Source organism: Corynebacterium meridianum, from assembly GCF_016342265.1.
Classification (GTDB): Bacteria; Actinomycetota; Actinomycetes; order Mycobacteriales; family Mycobacteriaceae; genus Corynebacterium; species Corynebacterium meridianum.
In genome coordinates this window covers 109,940-131,063 of record NZ_JAEIOS010000010.1, presented here as the reverse complement: position 1 = coordinate 131,063, position 21,124 = coordinate 109,940, and the positions used below count along the sequence as shown (strand labels likewise).

Sequence of the window (21,124 nt, the reverse complement as noted above, 5' to 3'; positions counted from 1 at the left end):
GTGATGTTCGTTCCTGGACTTCCGCTGCGAAACTCTACCCCACCGGAGGGCCGGGGCACCAAACCCCCCGCAGTCGCCTGCACGTCTAGGGGGAGGTCGTGGACAGCGATAGTCTGTAACCATGGATGCACAACCCGACAGTTCCCCCCACGGAGCTTCCGACGAGGCTGCCGTCGATGCCGCAGAGGCACCGGTTGTTCCGGGCACGGGCAACGGAGTCTCCCGTGCTTCCCATGGAGTCCGGGGGCGGGCACGCGGATCGGTCGGACTGTATCTTCTTTTCTTCCTGACCGCAGGAGTCGTGGGGGCGGTTATCTCATGGGGATTCCTCGGCGAATCCCTGGCCGCGCTGGGGATCCCCGATCCCGGTCCCGCCACGACCGCAGGTCTGCCGCTGCTTCGTGCGGCGGCGGTAATGCTCATGTGCCTCTCGGTCGGTTCGTTCCTATTCAGTTCCTTCCTCACCCCACCGGTGACCCGCCCCCTGGCCACAGGGGAGATCCGGGAGATTCGTGCGGCGGAGGAGTTTGTGTCGGATCAGTCCGTCCGGGAATCCGGGGATGAGTCCGGTGCCGCCCGGAACATCGTCGATGACGTCCCCGAGGTCGATGAGGAGATGGCCGTCGAGTCGGAAGCCGACCGGGTGACCCGGGAGAATCTCTACGCGGCACGGCTCGGTGTGGATGGCTCGATCGCCGCGCGCACCGGAACCGTCGCCGCGGCATGCGTCGGGATGATCGCGCTACTCCTGATCCCGATGTATCTCTCCGACGTGTCGGGTGAGCCGTTGTCCAGGACGCTTCGTCCCGGGAACTGGGTGATCGCGGTCAGTCAGGTCTCGACGTCGCTGGCCTGGCTGGCGGTGGCCGTGATCGCGTTGTCCACCGCGGTGGTCGGGGCTCTGTCCAGCCGGTGGGTGATGCAGCCGTTCCTCCTGCTCGGTGCGCTCGGCATGGTGGTCCCGCTGGGGCTCGAGGGACACTCCGCGACCGGTGGCGATCACGACTACGGAACCAATTCGTACCTGTGGCACCTGGTGTTCATGACGCTGTGGGTGGGCGGATTGATGGCACTGATCGCCCACGGCCGTCGGCGGGGGACCAGGATGGACCTCGCCGTGGAACGCTACTCGGCGATCGCCCTGCTCTCCGTCGGGGTGATGACCGTGTCCGGTCTCATCAACGCGGCGATCCGGATCCAGTGGTCGGACTGGCTCACCACGGGCTACGGCTGGCTCATCACCACCAAGACGGCCGGTGTCGTGGTTCTCGCCCTGTTCGGCTATCTCCACCGGAGGGCCACCATCCCCGCGATCAGGCGGGACCCCTCGGATCACTCGCTGTTCCGCCGCGTGGCCGTGGTGGAGGTCCTCGTGATGGCGGCGATCACCGGGGTCGCCGTCTCCCTCGGCCGGACGCCGCCCCCGCCGCCGCGGTCCGCGGACCTGAACACCATGGACATCCAGCTCGGATACAAGCTCTTCGAGGAGCCGACGCTGTGGAACGTGTGGACGATGTGGCGCTTCGACATCGTGTTCGGCTCGGCCGGGGTGATCTTCGCGATCGCGTACGCCTGGGCGGTGCACCGTCTGCACCGCCGCGGAATGGCCTGGCCGGTGGTCCGCACCGTCTGGTTCCAGCTCGGAAACCTGATGCTGGTGCTCACGATGTGCTCTGGTATCGGGCTGAATATGCCGGCGACGTTCTCGATGCACATGATCGGACACATGATCCTCACCATGGGTGTGCCGGTTTTCTGGGTGCTCGGTGGCCCGTTCACGCTGTTCCTGGCGGCGCTTGAGCCCGGTGAACCGGACGAGCCGGGGCCACGGGAGTGGCTGCTCGTCGCCATCGACAACCCCGCCGTCCGGTTCCTGACCCACCCCGCGGTGAACACGGTCCAGTTCGTGGTGCTGTTCTACATCCTCTACCTCACGCCGCTCTACGATGTCGCGGTGACCGAGCACGCCGGCCACCTCGCCATGAACGTGGTGTTCCTGTGGTCCGGGTTCATGTACTACTGGGAGCTCATCGGCGTCGATCCGGTTCCGGTGCGCCGAAGTCCCATGGGGAAGGGCGCATGGCTGTTCTTCTCCCTGCCGTTCCACATGTTCTTCGGTGTGACGCTGATGCAGATGCAGACGGTTCTCGCCTACGACTTCTACTCCACGCTCGGCCTGCCGTGGGATATCGACCTGTTGAAGGACCAGAACGTGGGCGGTGGTATCGCGTGGGCGTCGGGGCAGTTCCCCCTGATGATCATCTTCGGCGCGGTTCTCCTGGAGTGGTGGCGGCACGACCGCCGTGAGATGCGGATCTACGACCGGCGTGCGGACGCGACCGACGACGAGGACATGACGGCGTACAACGAGATGCTCGCCAAGGTGAACGCCGGGGAGAACTACTTCAACGACTACTACGAGCAGGACATCAGCACGGACGGGAAACGGGGAGGTCCGGGCGACGGACGCTAGACCCAGTTCCGCGGCCTGTGGGGAACCGGACGTGGGGGAGCACTGTGCACAGTGGACGGTCGTGCGCACGCCACCACCGGTGGGGTGGTGTGACTGTGGTGGTGTACGCGACACCGCAGTCACTCCCGAAAGGAACCATCCACATGGCTCAGCACAGTTTCACCCTCACCGGCAACATCGGGGCAGATCCCACCTATCATGGTGTGAGCGAGAGCAATGGAGTCACCAAGTTCCGGCTCTGCGCTAACCGACGGCGTCCAGGGGAGAAGGAGGGGACCTGGATCGACTACGACACGCTCTGGATCGAGGTGCAGTGCTGGGGGAGATTGGCCGAGAACGCGCGGCGCTGCCTCCGCAAGGGGATGAGCGTACTCGTCGTCGGGACGGTGATCCTGGAGACGTGGACCGATGCGGAAACGGACACCAACCGGTCGCGGATCGTCCTGAAGGCGAGCCACATCGGCCCGGACCTGAACCGCTACCTCACCACCACGACGGCTCCCGGTGGAGAGATCGTCGCACAACCGTTGAACGGAGGATGGGTGACATCGGGGTGCGTCCCAGCGCACTGCCCGGCACCCGCGGAGAGCGGTCCGGCGGCCCGGGGCGGGGCACCGGGACAGTCGCCCCAGGATGATTCCCACCCGCGGTCGGACGGGCAGCTCGTCGGTGCCGGTACCGGGGCTGACGCAGAGGCGGATCCACCGTTCTGACCGGCGGCGGGCGGGGTGCGGGGTGCGGTCCCGGGGTGCGGGTCCGTGTGTCTCCGGGTCTCCCGGGTCCGTGGGGTAACCTCGTGGGGCAGGACCGCAATCTAGTAGAAAGCACTAAGGGACAAACATGGGCGAGTTCATCTACACGATGAAAAGCGTGCGTAAGGCGCACGGTGACAAGGTCATTCTCGACAACGTCACCATGGCCTTCTACCCGGGCGCCAAGATCGGTGTCGTCGGCCCGAACGGTGCCGGTAAATCATCGATCCTGAAGATCATGGCGGGACTCGATCAGCCGTCGAACGGCGAGGCGTTCATCGATCCGGGCTCCACCGTCGGCATTCTGCTGCAGGAGCCGCCGCTGAACGAGGAGAAGACCGTCCGGGAGAACGTCGAGGAGGGCCTCGGCGAGATCTTCGAGAAGAAGCAGCGCTACGAGGCCGTGGCCGAGGAGATGGCCACGGACTACTCCGATGAGCTGATGGAGGAGTTCGGCAAGCTCCAGGAGGCGCTGGACGCCGCCGATGCGTGGGAGATCGACTCCAAGATCGATCAGGCGCTCGACGCCCTGCGCTGCCCGCCCGGCGATGAACCCGTCACCCACCTCTCCGGTGGTGAGCGCCGCCGTGTCGCGCTCGCGAAGCTGCTGCTGTCCGAACCGGACCTGCTGCTGCTCGACGAGCCCACCAACCACCTCGACGCCGAGAGTGTGCTCTGGCTGGAGCAGCACCTGGCCAAGTACCCGGGTGCGGTTCTCGCCGTGACCCACGACCGGTACTTCCTCGACCACGTCGCGCAGTGGATCTGTGAGGTCGACCGCGGCAAGCTGTACCCCTACGAGGGCAACTACTCCACCTACCTGGAGACCAAGGCCAAGCGCCTCGAGGTCGCCGGCAAGAAGGACCAGAAGCTGCAGAAGCGCCTCAAGGAGGAGCTGGCGTGGGTCCGCTCCGGCGCGAAGGCACGGCAGGCCAAGAACAAGGCCCGCCTCGCGCGCTACGAGGAGATGGCCACCGAAGCCGAGAAGTACAAGAAGCTCGACTTCGAGGAGATCCAGATCCCCACCCCGCCGCGCCTGGGCAACCAGGTCGTCGAGGCGAAGAACCTGACCAAGGGCTTCGACGGGCGCGTCCTCATCAAGGACCTGTCCTTCACGCTGCCGCGCAACGGCATCGTCGGTGTCATCGGCCCGAACGGTGTGGGTAAGTCCACGCTGTTCAAGACGATCGTCGGGCTTGAGGAGGCGGACTCCGGTGAGGTCATCGTCGGCCAGACCGTGAAGCTGTCCTACGTCGACCAGAACCGCGAGAACATCGACGGCGAGAAGACCGTCTGGGAGGTCGTCTCCGACGGCCTGGACCACATCGTCGTCGGCCAGAACGAGATGCCCTCCCGCGCTTACCTGTCCGCCTTCGGTTTCAAGGGACCGGACCAGCAGAAGCCGGCGAAGGTGCTCTCCGGTGGTGAGCGCAACCGGCTGAATCTCGCGCTGACCCTGAAGCAGGGCGGAAACCTGATCCTGCTGGACGAGCCCACCAACGACCTGGACGTCGAGACCCTGTCCTCCCTGGAGAACGCACTCGTTCAGTTCCCGGGCTGTGCCGTGGTCATCTCCCACGACCGCTGGTTCCTGGACCGCACCTGTACCCACATCCTCGCGTGGGAGGGCAACGTCTCCGAGGGGCAGTGGTTCTGGTTCGAGGGCAACTTCGAGGAGTACGAGAAGAACAAGGTCGAGCGCCTCGGTGCCGAGGCCGCCCGTCCCTCGCGCGTCACGCACCGCAAGCTCACCCGCTGATCCCACGGTGACGCGACGCCACCCGGCGGCGTTCACCTCCTACCGGCCCCGCACGATCGGAGATACCCCCGACCGTACGGGGCCGGAGGCGTTCAGTATGCTTTTGATGTTGAAATGAAATCGTCGTGCCGATCCCTCGGCAGGTATAGATTGGTGTCGCAGAGGCCGCCAGTCGGGCCAGCAGCCCACCGGTCCGCGACACACCCGCACGGAAGGATCCCCGAACACATGGCCAACAGCAGCGACCGCAACACCGGCAACGCCCCCGTCCACACCGCAGAGGTGCACGTCCGGTGGTCCGACTTCGACCGCTTCGGCCACCTCAACAACGCCGCCTACATCGAGCTGGCGCAGGAGGCGCGCAACATCTTCGCGTTGGAGGAGTTCATCGGTCGCGGCCACGACGTGCCCGCCGTGTTCATCCGCCGCCTCGCCGCCAGTTACATGAGCCCGATCCTCCCGGACACCTCCACCGTCGTCGTCGAGACCAGGGTGACCCGCGTCGGGCGGACATCCTTCACCACCAGCCAGTCGATCATCGACCGGCACGGTACCGTCGCCTGCGTCATCGAATGCGTCCAGATCGCCGTCGATCTCAAGACCTCCACCCCACGGGCCATCACCGCCAACGAACTCAAGGTGCTCAGCCGGGCCGCCGGCACCGACGTCCCCGGGGAAGCGGACGCGACGGGAGAGGGGACGGTCCACGAGTGACCGAGACACTCATCGTCACGTCAGGCGGAGACGGACTCCGGGCCCTGCTGTCGCGGGCCACCGGCATCGACCCGGATGCGTACGCCCGGTTCCGGCACCGCGCGGACGACACCGTCGACGTGTTCGTCACCACCCCGTTCGATGTCATCGCGACCCGCCGGATCGGGGGGCAACCCGGCCGGGACGGTGCGGTCGTCCGCGCCGGCGATCTCCTCGAGGCGCTCATCCAGGGACGTGCGGAGATCGGCCAGGCCCACGACATCTCCTGGCCCGGGGCACTGCCACCCGCCGAGGGGTTCCAGCTGCTGGACACGCTCCCGGTGACGGTCGTGCGGCAGCTCGCCGACCAGGGGCAGGCACTGGCCCGCCAGTTCTCCGGTCCGCTCGGCCCGCCCCAGTCCCTGCTGGACCAGACCGTGCTGACCGTGACCGCCCCGGAGGACACCGAGACGGGCGTCGACGCCGCGGAGATCACCATGCGGATGGTGTTCACCTGTACGTCCCTGGGTCTCATTCCCGGCGCGGCCGCACCGGATTCCGTTCCCCGCCACCTGCGGGTCTCCACCACGGGGAGCTGGGTGCGCGTAGACGCCCCCTTCGGCAGCGTCTACCGCAACACCCGGCAGTCGGTGCTCCAGCTCTGATCGGCCGGTGCGGTGGTGTCCGGGGCGGATCGAACCGCACCGCGATCCCGACCGGACCCGGCCGGAACCTCAGTCGAACCGGTTGATGAGCATGTCCGCCACGCGGACCATGTGCTCCCACAGGGCCGCGCGGTACGGGGCGGGCAGTGTTTCCTCGTCGACGGTGTCGATGGCGGCGGCCATCATCTCCAGCCACCTGTCCCGTTCCGCGACACCGATCGCGAAGGGGTGGTGGCGCATCCGCAGCCGTGGGTGCCCGCGGTTCTCGCTGAAGGTCTGCGGACCGCCCCAGTACTGGGCGAGGAACCACTTCAGGCGTGCCTCGGATCCCTCCCAGTCGTCGTGCGGGTACATCGGGCCGATGAGATCGTCCTCGCGCACCTGCAGGTAGAAGCGGTGCACGATCGTCGAGAAGGTCTCCTCACCGCCGACGGCCTCGTAGAAGCTGGTCGGATGATTCTGTGCCGTGTCAGCCATGTCGGTTCTCCTTCGCTGCGGGGCCCGTCGGGCCCGCGGTTCCTTCGGTGGCCGACGGCTCGGCGCTGATGCCGATGCCGTTGGGGTACGGCGTCGAGATGCCGCGGTTCTGCAGGTCGGTGATGATCCGGCCGAGAAGCTCGCGGCGCGTGGCCCACTGGGTGCCTGCGACGACCTTCGCCCGGACCCGGATGAGCATGTGGTCCACCGCCAGCGCGTGTACCCCGTCGACCTCGGGCTCGCTGAGGATGGAGTCCTTCAGGGCCTCGCTCGCGGCGGCGGCGCGGGCGGCGTCCCCGATGGCCTTCTTCGCCTCCTCGACGTCGTTCGACAGACCCACGGGAACGTCGACGCGTGCGACGGCGTGGCCCTTGGTGGAGTTGCCGACCCGCTGGATCAGTCCGTTGCGGACGAACCACAGGGTGCCGTCGACGTCGCGGATGGTGGTCAGGCGCAGGGAGACGGCCTCGACCGTGCCGACCGCGTCCCCGACGTCGATGGAGTCCCCGACGCCGTACTGGTCCTCGATGAGCATGAAGATCCCGGAGAGGAAGTCCTTCACCAGTGACTGCGCGCCGAATCCGAGGGCCACGCCGACGACGCCGGCGGACGCGACCAGGGGGCCGACCTGCACGCCCAGTTCGGAGAGGATCGCGAGCCCCGCCCAGGTCCACACGAAGATCGCTACGGCGGAACGTGCCACCGACGACAGCGTCGTGATCCTGGCCTCCCGGCGTTCCCGGTCGCGTGCCCCCTCCGGGGCGAGGGCCACGGACTCGCTGAACAGTGAGTGGCCGGGCCCGCGTTCGATCGCGTGCCGGGAGACCCGCCTGATGAGGATGATCAACGCCCACTGGATGCCGACGGCCACGACGAGGATCACGCCCACCGCGACGGCCATCTCGACCAGCCCCTCGGTGTTCAGCCCGTGCCTGTCCCGGAAAATATCGCGCAACGTGTCCTTCACGTCTAATGAACCTACCGGGTCTGGGCCCGGACACTAGGGTGGGGGCCATGAGTAACCGACCTGTAGCAGTCATCACCGGGGCGACGGGCGGCATCGGCCGCGCCGTCGTCGACAGCCTCGCGCCCGACTTCGACGTCCTCGCCCTCGGCCGGGACGAGGACGCGCTGGCGGAACTCGACGTGCTCGACCACGTGCGCGCGCTGCGCTGCGACCTCGTCGCGGAACTCCTCGACGCCGGACCGGGCGTCGGGCTGCGGGAGGCCCTGGACCTGCCCCGCGTCGACGTCGTGGTGCACGCCGCGGCGGTCGGACACCGGTTCTCGGTGGAGCAGGCCACCCCGGACCAGTGGCGGAGCATGCTCGACCTGAACGTCGTGGTGCCCGCGGAACTAACCCGCCGGCTGCTGCCGGCACTCCGGGCGGCCGGGGGGACCGTGGTGTTCATCAACTCCGGGGCGGGTCACGGGGCGCATCCGGGCACGACCGTGTACACCGCCACCAAGCACGCGCTGCGCGGTCTGGCGGACAGCCTGCGCAAGGAGGAGTCGGGCGCCGGGGTACGCGTCAGCAGTGTCGCCCCCGGCCCGACGGACACCCCGATGCTGCGGGGCATCGTCGGGTCCGCGGGCGGAACCTACACCCCCGCCCACTACATCGAGCCCGCGGAGGTCGCCGCCGCGGTCCGCCTCGCCGTCACCGCGGGGCCGACCACGCAGCTCACCGACATCTCCGTCCGGCCCCGCATCGAGCTGGCCGACCGCTAGGCCCGCCCGGACACCGCAGCCAGGGCGTGCACGGCGGCGGCGTCCGTCGTCTGCAGCAGCGTCGCGTCGGTGCCCGGCATCGGACTGATCGTGGTGTCCGGCATCTGCGCGTGGGTGGGGATCCCGATGAGGTGGAGCCGCGGATCCGCTGCCCCGTCGGCGGTGACCACCCGCTGCGTCACCGGATCGACCTCCGGGGAAGGGGTCGTCGAACCGTCGGACAGGCGGAACACCCGGATCCGGCCCCGCTGCAGCAGATCCCGCATGAGCGGGTCGGCGGTGGTGCGCACATCGGGCGCCGGTAGGCGGGCGTCGAGGAGCACCCGCCCGGTGACCGCCCGGTCCGTCGTGGGGGAGTGCATCCGGAACCCGCCTTCGGCCACCGCGACGGTGGGGCGCGCCCCGAGGAAGGACACGACGCCGGCGTCCACGAGGGTGAGCAGCTCCCGGGTGCGGAAGGCCGGGGGACCGGAACCCGCCATCCTGCCCAGCGCCATCATCCAGGCGTAGCGGCCGCGCCGGGAGTCCGGCGTGTAGCGTCCGTTCGCCCCGAGGACCGAGACAGTCTTGCGTGCCGACGCGACCGACCACATCCCCTCCTTCCAGGCGCTGTCCCGGCCCGCCGCGGCGTGGGCGATGTCCGCCGCCAGGCCGTCCGCCACGGCGGCGGTGAACTCCCCGGGGGACAGCGGGCCGGTGATCCCGCGGGCGGCCAGCGGGTCGGCCTCGGCGACGGGGTCGAACACGGGTACTCCGGGGACCAGGGCGGCCAGTACCCGCGGGAGGTCCGCCACCGGGGTGTCGTCGATGAGCTCGGCGAGGTCCGCCGGGTCCACCGTCAGGTCGGGGTGTATCCGGTGCAGGGCACGGTGGTACGCCTCGTGGGCGTCCCGGGCGACGGCGGACCACACCTGCCGGTCGAAATCGATCGGCGAGTCGCTGCCGGAGAGCTCCCGGACGACGGCACGCAGCCTGGTGTGCGGCATCCGGGGCGGCAGCGAGTGGTACTCGGACTTCGGGAACAGCGGGTAGCCACGGCCCGATGCCGCGACGATCCGCGGTTCGCCGCCGGAGGGGACGTACCGCAGGCCGGAGCGCACCGCGGGATCGTCCACGAACCGCCCGCCGCGGCCCGCGGTGAGGAGGATCATCGCGTCGAAGAACCCCATCCCCAGGCCGCGGACCAGCACTGTGTCGCCCGGTTCGATCCGGTCCAGCCGCTGGTCGGCGGGGTTGCCGGGCCTGATCCACGCCGTGTCGTCCGCCGCGGTGAGCTGTTCGGCGTCGTCCGGCACCGAGAGCTGCCAACCGGGAGCGAGGACCGTCGCACCCGCCCGAATCACCGAGCCGTCCGCGAGCGTGATCTCGTCGGTTCCGTCGGTGGAAGCGTTGAGCGCCACCGCACGGCTGCGGTGGTGGTGGAGCGTGACCTCAGGGGGAAGCCGGCGTCTGGTCACGTCGAGGAACCACCGCAGGTACGCACCGTAGAGGCGACGGCTCGGGTTCGACTCGGGGCGCGTGGCGCGCAGCTCGTCGGCGAAGGCCACCGCGACCGCAGGGGCGGGCCGGTGCCGCCGGAACACCCGGGCGACGTCCGGGTCGATCCCCGCGTCATCGGGGTTCTCCCCGCGCAGCAGCTGGATCCACTCGTAGAGCGTCGGTCCCCGCCGGACGGGGGCCGACACCGTCGAGCCGGGTTCCGTGAACATCGTCACCGCGCCGGCGAGGGTGTTCATGCACAGCTCACCTGCCTGGTCGGTGCGCCAGACCTCGCCGGAGCCGTGCTGGGAATCATCGATGAGGTGCACGTCCAGGGGCACGAGTCCGTCCGCCTGGTGCAGGGCGGCGCCGAGCCGCTCCAGCACCGACGTGCCGCGCGGCCCGGCGCCGATGATCGCGATCGACTGCGTGGTACCGGGATTCGGGGAAGTCACACAGACAGGCTAGTCCAGCCGGCCGGTCACTCGCCGGCGTCGACCGCCCGGTTGCGCAGTGCCCGCTGAACGCGGTCCCGGCCCTCGGCGATGACACGCTTCAGGCCCGCCGGGTGCTCGCCGTCGAGGAATGCGCCGGCACGCGCGATGCCCTCCCCGGTGATGTCCCAGGACGGGTAGATCCCGTTGAGCGCGGCCAATGCCATCTCCGGGGTGGCGGTGCGCCAGAAGCCGGGCGCCAGCTCGAAGTAGGCCTCGTTGAACTGCCGGAGGTTCGGCGCGGCGCCGGCCCAGGTCAGTCCCTCGATCTTGTGCCGGATCGCCAGGTTGGACAGACCCGACCCGGGATCGGTGACCTCGTCGAAGATCTCCTTCTTCCGCTCCGGGGTGTTCACCGCGGCATGTGCGGCCCACGCCCACTTCTGGCTGTCGGAGGAGGAGTCGCGGGCGAGTTCGGCCTCGATGGCGGCCTCCGGGTCCGCGATCTCCCCGGCTGCGATGAGCGCGGTCAGTGCCCGCCAGCGCAGGTCGTTGTCGACCTCGAGGCCGTCGATGGGGGAGACCCCGTCGCGGAGCTGTGTGAATATATCGATCTGTTCGGCGGTGTCGCCGCCCAGTTTCCGGCGGGACAGCACCTGCAGGAACGTCAGCTGTGCGTCCGAACCCGGCTCGGCCTTCCGTGCGCCGTCGAGGAGGGCGTCCGCGAGCAGCGTCCGCCCGGTCTCCTCCGCCCAGGTCGGTTCGGCGTAGTTCGCCAGGGCACTCGACGCCTGGGTGAGGATCCGCTCGAGGACGGCGATCTCCGTCTCCGCGGAGGCGCCGCGGGCCACCAGCCGGATGAAGTCGCGGGCCCGCATGCGTCCGTCGCGGACCATCTCCCAGGTCGCGGACCAGCACAGCGTACGCGGCATCGGGTCCTCGATGCGGTCGATGTTGTGCACCACGAAGTCCAGGGAATCTGCGTCGAGCCGCGTCAGACAGTATGTGAGGTCATCGTCGTTGACGAGGACGAGATCGGCGCGCTCGGTACCGATGAGTTCCGGGATCTCCGTGAATTCGCCCGAGACGTCCAGTTCGACGCGCTTCATGCGTCGGACCACCCCGTCGGAGAGCGAGTACAGGCCCACGGCCACGCGGTGGTCGCGCAGTTCCCCGGCGCCCGGTTCCGCGCCGTGCTGGCGGACACCGAAGGAGATGTACCTGTCTCCCGACACCTCGAACTCGGCGGCGAGCGTGTTCACGCCCGTGGTCTTGAGCCACTGGTTCGCCCAGTCGGACAGGTCGCGTCCCGAGGCCTCCTCGAGGGCCCGGAGCAGATCGTCGAAGGTCGCGTTGCCGTAGGCGTGCGTCGCGAAGTGCCGGCGGACACCCGCGAAGAACTCCTCACGACCGACGTAGGCGGCGAGCTGCTTCAGCACACTCGCCCCCTTGGCGTAGGTGATGCCGTCGAAGTTCTGCTCCACCGTCTCGATGTCGCCGGCGTCCGTGGTGATCGGGTGCGTCGACGGCAGCTGATCCTGGCTGTACGCCCAGGACTTCTCGATGTTCGCGAACGTCACCCACGCGGTGTCGTACTCCGTGGCCTCCGCCTGGCTGATCGCCGCGGACCAGGTGGCGAAGGACTCGTTGAGCCACAGGTCGTCCCACCAGCGCATCGTCACCAGGTCGCCGAACCACATGTGCGCCAGCTCGTGGAGGATGGTGTCGCAGCGGCGCTCGTAGCGGTAGCGGTTCACCTTGGAGGTGAACACGTACTCGTCGCGGTGGGTGACGCAACCGGCGTTCTCCATCGCACCCATGTTGAACTCGGGTACGAAGACCTGGTCGTACTTGTGGAACGGGTACGCCACGCCGAAGTTCGCGTGGTAGAAATCGAAGCCCTGCTTCGTCTCGGTGAACAGGCGCTCCGCGTCGAGGCTGTCCGCGACGGACTTCCGGCAGTAGATGCCCATCGGCACGGTCAGTTCGTGTGGCTGGTCCGCGGGGGTCTCCGGGTGGTGGGTGAGCTCGCCGGTCCACTCGTTGCGCACCTCGTGGTAGGGACCGACGCAGATCGCGACGAGGTAGGTCGACAGCCGGTAGTCGATGCGGGAGACGTGGGTGGCTGTCCCGTCCGGGTTCTCCGTCACGGTCTGATCCGCGTTGGAGATCACCCGCCAGCCGGAGGGTGTGGTGATCGTGAGGTCGTAGGTGGCCTTGAGGTCGGGCTGGTCGAAGCAGGCGAACATCCGCTTCGCGTCCGCGGTCTCGAACTGGGTGTACATGTAGACCTCGTTGTCGGCGGGGTCCACGAAGCGGTGCAGGCCCTGCCCCGTCCGGGAGTATCGGCAGTCCGCAGTGATCCGCAGCGAGTGCGCGCCGGGTTCGAGTCCGTTGAGGGCCACCCCGGCGTCCTCGTCGTAGCCGTCATCGCCGAGGGTGACGGCGTCCGCCGTGATGTCCGCACCGTCCAGCAGCACCTCGGACACCCGGGCGGCCCGCAGATCGATGAACGTGTCGCCGGCGGTGGACACGGTGAAGTCGACGGTGGTGACGGAGGAGAACTCCTTCTCTCCGCCGGTCAGGTCGAGGTCGATCCCGTAGTTGTCGACGTCGAGCATCGACGATCGTGCCTGGGCTTCCGCATGGGTGAGATTGGTCGAGGTCACGTAACCCGAACTCCTGTCTGTGTGGGCTGCTGCGGTGCCGCCGACGGCGGGCCGCTCTATCAGGTGGTGGACGAAAAACAGTGCACCGGCACCGCGGACGTCTCCGCCCGTCGGGGGTGGCGGCGCTATACGGCCCAGGATACGGGCCGCGCGGGGAACCGGGCGTGCGTGGGCCGGGAAAGCACCTATCCTGGGCGGCACGACCGTCGCGCCTGGTTCCCGCCGGGAACGCCGGCCGGCAGAACCCGAGAGAAAGAAGACAGCCCGTGAGTCAGCCCCTGAAGTTCCGGTTCGATGTAACCTGCCCATACGCGTGGATCACGTCCCGTTGGGTCACCGAGGTGGAGAAGGTCCGCGACGTGGACGTCACCTGGATCCCGATGAGCCTCGGCGTCCTCAACGAGGGGCGCGACGAGCTTCCTGAGCAGTATCGGCGGATGATGACGACGACGTGGGCACCGGCGCGTGTGTTCGCCCGGATCGCCACCGAGCACCCCGACAAGGTCGGGGAGCTCTACACCGCACTCGGGACGAGGATCCACACCGAGGGGCGGGGCGAGGAACTTCGGGAGAGCGCCGGCGACGGGGACATCTCCGACGCGTTGATCCCCCTCGTGAGGGAGGCCCTCGTGGAGGTCGGGCTCGACAGGGACCTGGCCGACACGGGAACCGGAACCGACTGGGATGACGCCCTGCGCGCGTTCCACCAGCAGGCCATGGACGCCGTCGGTGACGAGGTCGGTACCCCGGTCGTCGAGGTCGCCGGAACGGCGTTCTTCGGGCCGGTGCTGACCCGCATCCCTCGTGGGGAAGATGCCGGAAGGGTGTTCGACGGCGCCGTGGTTCTCGCCGGCTACCCGCACTTCTTCGAGCTCAAGCGCTCGCGGACGGAACGCCCCGAGTTCGACTGATCCGGCGGAGGGACGCCGGCTGGGTCAGGCGCCCAGCCGCCGCGCCCGCGCCCATGCCTCCGGGACGTACGCGCAGGTCGGATCCGACGCGAGGTAGTCGTGGGTCATTGCGTACGCCGTGGAGCGGGAACCGCCGCACACCCCGTGGAACTCGCAGACGCTGCACTTGCCGTGCCAGTTGTCGGGGTCGCGGAGTGCGGTGAACACCGGCGAGCGGGAGTAGATCTCCGAGAAGGGGGTCTCGGTGACGTTCCCGCAGTGCACGGGCAGGAAGCCCGAGGGGTAGACGTCGCCGATGTGGTCGACGAAGGCGAAGCCCGATCCGGAGTTCACGGCCATCGGGGGCCGTGGGCGTCGGGGATGCTCGGGATGTGCCCCGAGCAGTCGGGTCGTTTCCGCGGTGAGCGTGCGGTAGAGCTCGCCGCCCCGGTACGGGGTGTCGGAGCGCTCCCGCTGGAGCACCACGCGGCGGTACTGCGGTGCCTCCGTCGTCTTGATCGCGATCCGGTCGGAGACGTCGGCCAACCAGTTGAGCACGTCCTCCCGCTCGTCCGGATCCAGGCAGTTCAGCCGTGCGCCGCGCCCGGTCGGGACGAGGAAGAACGTGTACCACATCTTCGCACCCATCCCGATGACGGTCTTCAGCAGGGCGGGCGCCTCGTGAGTGTTCGAGCGCGTGAGCGTCGAGTTGATCTGCAGCCGGAACCCGACGTCGAGGATCTCCGGGGCCATCGCGAGCGTCGCGTCGAACGTTCCGGGGAATCCGCGGAAGGCGTCGTGGGTCTCGGCGGTCGCGCCGTCCAGCGACATCGACATCGCCTTGCCGCCGGCCGCCCGCAGCTCCTCCAGTCGGGCCCTGGTCAGCTTCGGGGTGACCGAGGGGGAGAGGGAGATCGACAGCCCGCGCTCGGTGCCGTACCGGACCAGGTCCACGAGATCGTCGCGTTCGAAGGGATCCCCGCCGGTGAGCACGACGAGCGGGTGCGGGTGGTCGTAGGCGGCGAGCTGGTCGAGCAGCTCGAAGCCCTGCCGCGTGGTGAGCTGCCGGGGATCGGCCCGGGTCTGGGCGTCCGCTCGGCAGTGCCGGCAGACCAGCTGACAGGCGCGGGTCACCTCCCAGATGACGATGAACGGTTTGGCGCCGACATCGTGACGGATCATCCGGACGCTGGGATGGGTGTGGGACACGGTTCCGCGGACTCCTTCCGGGCGGGTGTTCACTCCCTATGACGCTAGCCCCGGGCGGGGCGAAATTCAGCGTCATGAGGCGTGCTATGCGACATCTCACGTCATGTGGTCCGTGGCTGCTCTGTGTGGAGTGGCCGCGCTATGTGGCCACTCCACGTGGCTCTCCCGGGCTACACTGGTCCCATGCGCGTTTACCTTGGAGCGGACCACGCAGGGTTCGAAATGAAGAATGTCATCGTCCAACATCTCAGCGACGCCGGACACGAGGTGATCGACTGCGGCGCCCACACCTACGACGCCGAAGACGATTACCCCGCGTTCTGCATCGAGGCCGCCTCCCGGACAGTCAACGATCCGGGTTCGCTCGGCATCGTCCTCGGGGGATCGGGCAACGGTGAGCAGATCGCCGCGAACAAGGTCAGGGGCGCCCGCTGCGCCCTCGCCTGGTCCGAGGAGACCGCCCGCCTCGCCCGCGAGCACAACAACGCCCAGCTGATCGGCATCGGCGGCCGGATGCACTCGAAGGAGGAAGTGCTCGCGATCGTCGACGCCTTCCTGGATCAGGAGTGGAGCGAAGCCGAGCGTCACCAGCGCCGTATCGACATCCTCGCCGACTACGAGAAGACGGGCATCGCCCCGGCACTGCCCGAGGCCTGATCCTCCGGACCAGCTCTCCCACACAGTGAAGCGGGCCCCGACCGTCCACCGGTCGGGGCCCGCTTCACCTGTCATGTCCGGCCTACGGGCCATCGTGCGTCAGAAATCGAAGCCACCGAAGTCCATTCCGCCGCCGCCGTCGCCGAAGAACCCACCGCCGCCGAACAGGTCACCCCCGTCGCCACCGGCCCCGGTGTCCCCGAGATCCTGACCCGCGTCCCCCGCGGTTCCGTCCAGTCCCTCAGCTCCGGCGTCACCGTAGCCCTGCTCGAACTCCTGTGGACCGTAATGGACCCCGGACATTCCCCCGAAAAGCATGGAGAACATCATCACCGAGCCCGCGGTCCACATGCCGCTGCGCAGCGCGGTCGCCCACCACGGTTCGGAGTACCAGCCGGCGGGCACGGGACGCCCGGCGACCATTCCACCCGGGTAGTAGTTCGGGGTCTCCGGGGAGGCTGTCGGGGACGCCGTGATCTGCTTTCCCTCGTGGTCGATGGTGCGCTGCTCAGTCACGGCGCCGGCCCGTCGCTGGCCCTCGAGGGGTGGAAGCTCCGGGCCGGCGGGCATCCCCATGATCTCCCGGGCCGCGTTCACGTAGTGGAGTCCCTCAAGCGCGGACTCACGGGCGAGTTCGGCCTGGCGGATGGTCTGCGCGGTGCCGATCTGCCCGGAGGCGGCGTTGTACCGCTCGGACGCATCGGCGAGCGCCTGCGTCGAGGCGGTGTCGCTACCGCTCAGGCTGAGCACCTGGGATCCGAGACGCTCGATCCACCGGCGTGCGTCTGCCACGGCGTCGTCGAGTTCCGCGCCGGTGGTCGGACGCCCGCCCGCGGATCCGTTCCTCGACAACAGGAGGACGACTCCGACGATGACGACGGCGATCAGGAGCAGGGGGAGAATGTTCATCGGCAACCTTCGGGTACGGCGGGGAGTGGAGTTCGGCAGAGTCGGGAACGGCGGTTCTGATCCGCCCACGCTCTGTAGGGACAACGTTTCACCGGTTTCTGGGGTTCCCCGTCCCGAGGAACCGGACGCGATCCGCCGGGCCCGGGCCCGGTTGAGGTCCGGAAGCTGGAAAACCCGCAGCCCACGACAGTGGGCTGCGGGGTCGTTGCAGGTTCAGGTTTTTTGGGGTGGGACTGGCGGGTGGCGGGCGGAGCGGGTTGTTCAGGCTTCGGAGTTTTCGGGCGACTTCGCTGACTTACGGCCGTTCTTGCGTTCCTCGACCCATTCGTGGATGGTCTTTGAGTCCCAGAGGGTCAGTCCGTGCATCTTGGCCACGGGCTTCGGGGCACGTCCGCGGCCTGCGTAGCTGGTGAAGGTTCCGCGCGCAGTCCCGGAAAACTTGGCGCACTCGATGGCAGTCCAGAGCTCTCTGCCGGAGTCGGAGTCAATGATCTTAGGTTGCATGACGGCAACGATACGGTAGGTAGCTAACGGAGTCCTGAGAAAAATGACGGTTGAAGAATGTTCGTTCGTGTACCTGTTTCAGCCGGGAAAACTGGCGGCGAAACCAACATTTGAGAGGTGTCAAAACATGGACATCCCGTTTTCCGTCGGGCACGCTGTCCTATCAGTGACGATGGTCGGTTAGGTCTACCCCCGAAAGCGTTTTCAAACGCAAATATATAACCGTGAAAGGGTAGGCTATCCCGATATGTCGGGGCTGTGCTGCTGATAAAAGAATAAGATAGCGGGCGTTATTTCTTCGCAAGTTTTTCTGTATGCGGTGAAAAATCGGGGTTCGAACGTGCGAGTGAAGCTGTCGAATGGTCTGATTATCCACGATTGGGGCCGGGGTCGGCACTTCCGGGGGTGTCGGCGGTTGTCCCGGATTAGGGAGCCGGGCGGCGCGTGGGGATCCACCGGTCCGCTCCGGGATGAATGCCCTCACCGGTCCTTGTTCCCGGGTTGGATGATCTGGGTGTCACCGCGGCATTTTTCATCTGTCCGGGCTTGCGTTAGAATGATAACCACTGCGGTTCGGTCCCGGCGATACGGGGTGGACGGGCAGAGCTGGGAACGTCGTATAGTGGCTAATACCTCAGCCTTCCAAGCTGAAGACGCGGGTTCGATTCCCGTCGTTCCCTCCATTTTGGGAAGTGTCCCTACCGGTGAGAATGGCTGGTAGGGGCGCTTCTTTTTGCGGGCACTTCCGGGCTGCCCGGCGGAAACGTGGGGCCCTGTGGTGGTTGCTTGGGCGATGCTCGTTGGCGTCACCTTTCCTGCGCCCGTCTGAACGCCCGCGAACGGGAGATGCTGTGTCCCACTCGTACGGGGCGCCGGCCGTGCGCATTACCCGCCGAGCTGTCAGGGGGAATGGCGTCGGTGTGTCGGCCGAGATCCCGCCGGGATCGTCTGCCGTTGACGGAACCGGTGAAGTGATACCAGTGCCATTGGGGGGAGTCCGTGCACGGGGGCGTTCTGCGTCTTGTAAAGGGGAACAGGTGTTCTGACGCCGTAGTGTCCGGGTCGCGGCGGGCGTTCCCCTGATGGTCGGGGCTGGGGTTTCGGGCACCGCGGGAGCATGCCGGATCTCGGATCGTGTGGTTCCCGGGCGCGGTGTGTGCCGTTCGGCGCGACGGGTCGCGTCGTCGGGCGGTGTGGCCCCGGTCGCGACATACCGGAACCTCTCCGGTTGCGGCCCCTTCGGGCGGTCCCGCCACCAGCGTGATCCGGAACAACGGGGGTCTGTTGAACCCCCGCACGCGGTAGTCGGTAGACTGCACTGGCAACGGCCCGACAAGGGTCGTGTCGCTTCATTAACTACGGGGTATGGCGCAGCTTGGTAGCGCACCTGCTTTGGGAGCAGGGGGTCGCAGGTTCAAATCCTGTTACCCCGACAGGGATCCTCCCCTTGAGGCGTCCGGCACCCGGCACGGACATCGCCCACACGGTGATGCCCGGTGCCGTAGCCGGATGCCCGTAGTGGCGAAGGACCCGTTAGACGAATCAATACAAACATTATTCCAGGAGAGTGACTCGTGAAGAGTTCCGTCGAGCAGCTGAATGACACCCGCGTCAAGATCACCGTCGAGGTTCCCTTCGAGGACCTCAAGCCGGAGTTTGACCAGGCATACAAGGCGCTGGCCCAGCAGGTGTCCATTCCGGGTTTCCGGAAGGGCAAGGCCCCGCGTCAGCTGATCGAGGCCCGCGTCGGCCGCGGTCCCGTTCTCGAGCAGGTCGTCAACGACATGCTCCCGAGCCGGTACGGTGCCGCCGTCGAGGAGAACGACCTCAAGGTCATCGGACAGCCTGTCGTCGACGTGACCCGCATCGAGGACGGTGAGCTCGTCGAGTTCACCGCCGAGGTCGACGTCCGCCCCGAGATCACCCTCCCCGACTTCTCCGACATCTCCGTCGAGGTCTCCCCGCTGTCTACCGACGACGAGGCCGTCGACGCCGAGATGCAGAAGCTGCGTGAGCGCTTCGGTTCCCTGAAGAACGTCGACCGTGCCGTCGCCGAGAACGACTTTGTCACCGTCGATCTCTCGGCGACCGTCGACGGTGAGACCATCGACGAGGCGACCACCGAGGGCCTCAGCCATCAGGTCGGCTCCGGCGAGCTCATCGAGGGGCTCGACGAGACGCTCGTAGGCATGGAGGTCGGCGAATCCCGCGAGTTCACCACGAAACTGCTCGCCGGTGAGCACGAGGGCAAGGAAGCCCTCGTGACGGTCACCGTCGGTAGCGTCAAGGAGCGGGAACTGCCCGAGGTGGACGACGAGTTCGCCCAACTCGCCTCCGAGTTCGACACCGTCGAGGAGCTCCGTGAGTCCCTCGTTCAGCGCGTCGAGGAGGGCGGCAAGGCCCAGCAGGCCGCGGAGATCCGCGACGAGGTGCTCAAAGCGGCACTTGAGAAGTCCGAGTTCCCGCTGCCCGAGTCCATCGTCGACGAGCAGGTCAACAACCAGGTTCAGCAGCTGGTCAGCCAGTTCGGTGGCGACGAGAAGAAGCTCAACGAGCGCCTGAAGCTTGAGGGCAGCTCCCGCGAGGAGTTCGACAAGGACGCCCGTGAGCAGGCCGAGAATGCCGTCCGTACCCAGCTCTTCCTCGACGTCTTGGCTGACAAGGTCCAGCCCGAGGTCAGCCAGGAGGAGATGACCGAGCACATCATCTTCACCGCGCAGCGCTACGGAATGGATCCGAACCAGTTCGTCCAGCAGCTGCAGCAGGCGGGCCAGATCGGCAATCTCTTCAGCGACGTCCGCCGCGGTAAGGCTCTCGCAGCCGCGATCTGCGAGGTCTCCGTCGCCGATTCCGAGGGCAACAAGATCGACCCCTCCGTCTACTTCGGTGAGGAAGAAGTCGAGGAGTCCGGCGATTCCGCCGACGGCGACAACGCCGCCGAGTAGCAGCACCGCGGCGCCAGGTTGCCGGTGAGAGAGCCCGACCACGTCCGGTGGCCGGGCTTTTTCAGAGCGGAGTACGTTCACCTCCCGGGCCGCGAGCAAAGCTGACAGCGAACAGAGCGGCGTGACCGGCCCGGGCGGCGGTACCCTGGCGGGTACGTAATACAAACGAGAACGTCACCACACAGTATGTCCACCCCGGAACGCCGCGCCGCAGCTCGAACCGCAGCGCCTGCCCCGGGGCGACGAGAAGGTAGGTTTTGGAACCCATGACTGACACCACCCGGATGTCGGCCCCCACCAGCGGGCTCAACCTGAGCGATTCGGTCTACGAGCGTCTGCTCCGCGAGCGCATCATCTTCCTGGGGAGCCAGGTGGATGACGAGATCGCAAACAAGCTCTGTGCCCAGATCCTGCTCCTGAGCGCCGAGGACCCGACCCGCGACATCTCGCTCTACATCAACTCCCCGGGTGGTTCCGTCACCGCGGGCATGGCCATCTACGACACGATGAAGTACGCGCCGTGCGACATCGCGACCTACGGCATGGGGCTGGCCGCATCGATGGGTCAGTTCCTGCTTTCCGCGGGCACGAAGGGCAAGCGTTTCGCTCTGCCGCACGCCCGCATCATGATGCACCAGCCCTCCGCCGGTGTCGGCGGTACCGCGGCCGACATCGCGATCCAGGCCGAGCAGTTCGCGTACACGAAGCGCGAGATGGCCGAACTCATCGCCGAGCACACCGGGCAGACGGTCGAACAGATCACCGAGGACTCGGACCGCGACCGCTGGTTCACTGCCCAGCAGGCGAAGGACTACGGCTTCGTCGATCACGTCATCACCGCCGCCAACGGTTCCATCGCCAACTAGTCCGGCACGCAC

At 67.6% G+C, this 21,124-nt stretch carries 17 protein-coding genes and 2 tRNA genes; 12 read left to right on the top strand and 7 right to left on the bottom strand.

Annotation, left to right across the window (positions count from 1 at the left end; translation table 11 throughout):
• Positions 1-121: 121 nt before the first annotated feature.
• From JDV75_RS02920 to JDV75_RS02900, 5 genes are all read left to right on the top strand, one after another.
• A complete protein-coding gene (locus JDV75_RS02920) occupies positions 122-2,473 on the top strand; it encodes a bifunctional copper resistance protein CopD/cytochrome c oxidase assembly protein (protein ID WP_198737765.1) in 2,352 nt (783 codons plus the stop codon).
• 143 nt (positions 2,474-2,616) lie between these two features.
• Entirely contained in the window at positions 2,617-3,186 is a 570-nt protein-coding gene (locus JDV75_RS02915; protein WP_198737764.1) for a single-stranded DNA-binding protein, read from the top strand.
• Between the two features lie 127 nt (positions 3,187-3,313).
• Entirely contained in the window at positions 3,314-4,984 is a 1,671-nt protein-coding gene (ettA, locus tag JDV75_RS02910; protein WP_198737763.1) for an energy-dependent translational throttle protein EttA, read from the top strand.
• A 228-nt stretch (positions 4,985-5,212) separates the two neighbouring features.
• A complete protein-coding gene (locus JDV75_RS02905) occupies positions 5,213-5,698 on the top strand; it encodes an acyl-CoA thioesterase (RefSeq protein WP_198737762.1) in 486 nt (161 codons plus the stop codon).
• On the top strand, positions 5,695-6,342 hold the full coding sequence (locus JDV75_RS02900; protein WP_198737761.1) for a DUF8185 domain-containing protein: 648 nt from the start codon (positions 5,695-5,697) through the stop codon (positions 6,340-6,342). Before JDV75_RS02905 ends, JDV75_RS02900 begins: the two co-directional genes overlap by 4 nt.
• A 69-nt stretch (positions 6,343-6,411) precedes the next feature.
• Here the strand turns inward: JDV75_RS02900 and JDV75_RS02895 are convergent, their stop codons facing one another.
• Together JDV75_RS02895 and JDV75_RS02890 are read right to left on the bottom strand one after the other, a co-directional pair.
• Positions 6,412-6,819 carry a globin gene (locus tag JDV75_RS02895; RefSeq protein ID WP_198737760.1) on the bottom strand — a complete coding sequence of 136 codons (408 nt, stop codon included), beginning with the start codon at positions 6,817-6,819 and terminating at the stop codon, positions 6,412-6,414.
• Positions 6,812-7,786 carry a mechanosensitive ion channel family protein gene (locus JDV75_RS02890; protein ID WP_248095625.1) on the bottom strand — a complete coding sequence of 325 codons (975 nt, stop codon included), beginning with the start codon at positions 7,784-7,786 and terminating at the stop codon, positions 6,812-6,814. The genes JDV75_RS02895 and JDV75_RS02890 overlap by 8 nt, the downstream gene beginning before the upstream one ends.
• Positions 7,787-7,833: 47 nt before the next feature.
• Here JDV75_RS02890 and JDV75_RS02885 point away from each other — a divergent pair, with 47 nt between their 5' ends.
• On the top strand, positions 7,834-8,550 hold the full coding sequence (locus JDV75_RS02885) for an SDR family oxidoreductase (protein WP_198737759.1): 717 nt from the start codon (positions 7,834-7,836) through the stop codon (positions 8,548-8,550).
• On the opposite strand, the gene JDV75_RS02880 is transcribed toward JDV75_RS02885, so the two are convergent.
• Entirely contained in the window at positions 8,547-10,484 is a 1,938-nt protein-coding gene (locus JDV75_RS02880; RefSeq protein WP_198737758.1) for an FAD/NAD(P)-binding protein, read from the bottom strand. The two genes, JDV75_RS02885 and JDV75_RS02880, sit on opposite strands and share 4 nt — an antisense overlap.
• A 26-nt stretch (positions 10,485-10,510) precedes the next feature.
• A complete protein-coding gene (gene pepN, locus JDV75_RS02875) occupies positions 10,511-13,132 on the bottom strand; it encodes an aminopeptidase N (protein WP_198737757.1) in 2,622 nt (873 codons plus the stop codon).
• Positions 13,133-13,398: 266 nt separating this feature from the next.
• Here pepN and JDV75_RS02870 point away from each other — a divergent pair, with 266 nt between their 5' ends.
• Complete coding sequence (locus tag JDV75_RS02870) at positions 13,399-14,043, top strand: mycothiol-dependent nitroreductase Rv2466c family protein (protein ID WP_198737756.1); 645 nt, start codon at positions 13,399-13,401, stop codon at positions 14,041-14,043.
• Positions 14,044-14,067: 24 nt separating this feature from the next.
• Here the strand turns inward: JDV75_RS02870 and JDV75_RS02865 are convergent, their stop codons facing one another.
• A complete protein-coding gene (locus tag JDV75_RS02865) occupies positions 14,068-15,204 on the bottom strand; it encodes a TIGR04053 family radical SAM/SPASM domain-containing protein (RefSeq protein WP_198737826.1) in 1,137 nt (378 codons plus the stop codon).
• A 210-nt stretch (positions 15,205-15,414) separates the two neighbouring features.
• Between JDV75_RS02865 and JDV75_RS02860 the strand changes: the two genes are divergently transcribed.
• Positions 15,415-15,888, top strand: coding sequence for a ribose-5-phosphate isomerase (locus tag JDV75_RS02860; protein ID WP_198737755.1), 474 nt, complete (start codon positions 15,415-15,417; stop codon positions 15,886-15,888).
• A gap of 99 nt (positions 15,889-15,987) precedes the next feature.
• Here JDV75_RS02860 and JDV75_RS02855 read toward each other — a convergent pair whose 3' ends face one another.
• Entirely contained in the window at positions 15,988-16,791 is an 804-nt protein-coding gene (locus tag JDV75_RS02855) for a DUF1542 domain-containing protein (RefSeq protein ID WP_198737825.1), read from the bottom strand.
• A 267-nt stretch (positions 16,792-17,058) separates the two neighbouring features.
• Positions 17,059-17,301, bottom strand: a complete 243-nt coding sequence (locus tag JDV75_RS02850) for a helix-turn-helix transcriptional regulator (RefSeq protein ID WP_198737754.1) — start codon at positions 17,299-17,301, stop codon at positions 17,059-17,061.
• Positions 17,302-17,909: 608 nt separating this feature from the next.
• Here JDV75_RS02850 and JDV75_RS02845 point away from each other — a divergent pair.
• The 4 genes from JDV75_RS02845 to JDV75_RS02830 all read left to right on the top strand — a co-directional run bounded on the left by JDV75_RS02845 (position 17,910) and on the right by JDV75_RS02830 (position 21,112).
• Positions 17,910-17,984 (top strand) — tRNA-Gly (locus JDV75_RS02845).
• Positions 17,985-18,660: 676 nt separating this feature from the next.
• Positions 18,661-18,734 (top strand) — tRNA-Pro (locus tag JDV75_RS02840).
• Positions 18,735-18,875: 141 nt separating this feature from the next.
• Positions 18,876-20,246 carry a trigger factor gene (gene tig / locus JDV75_RS02835; protein ID WP_198737753.1) on the top strand — a complete coding sequence of 457 codons (1,371 nt, stop codon included), beginning with the start codon at positions 18,876-18,878 and terminating at the stop codon, positions 20,244-20,246.
• 266 nt (positions 20,247-20,512) lie between these two features.
• Positions 20,513-21,112 carry an ATP-dependent Clp protease proteolytic subunit gene (locus tag JDV75_RS02830; protein WP_198737752.1) on the top strand — a complete coding sequence of 200 codons (600 nt, stop codon included), beginning with the start codon at positions 20,513-20,515 and terminating at the stop codon, positions 21,110-21,112.
• Positions 21,113-21,124 lie beyond the last annotated feature (12 nt).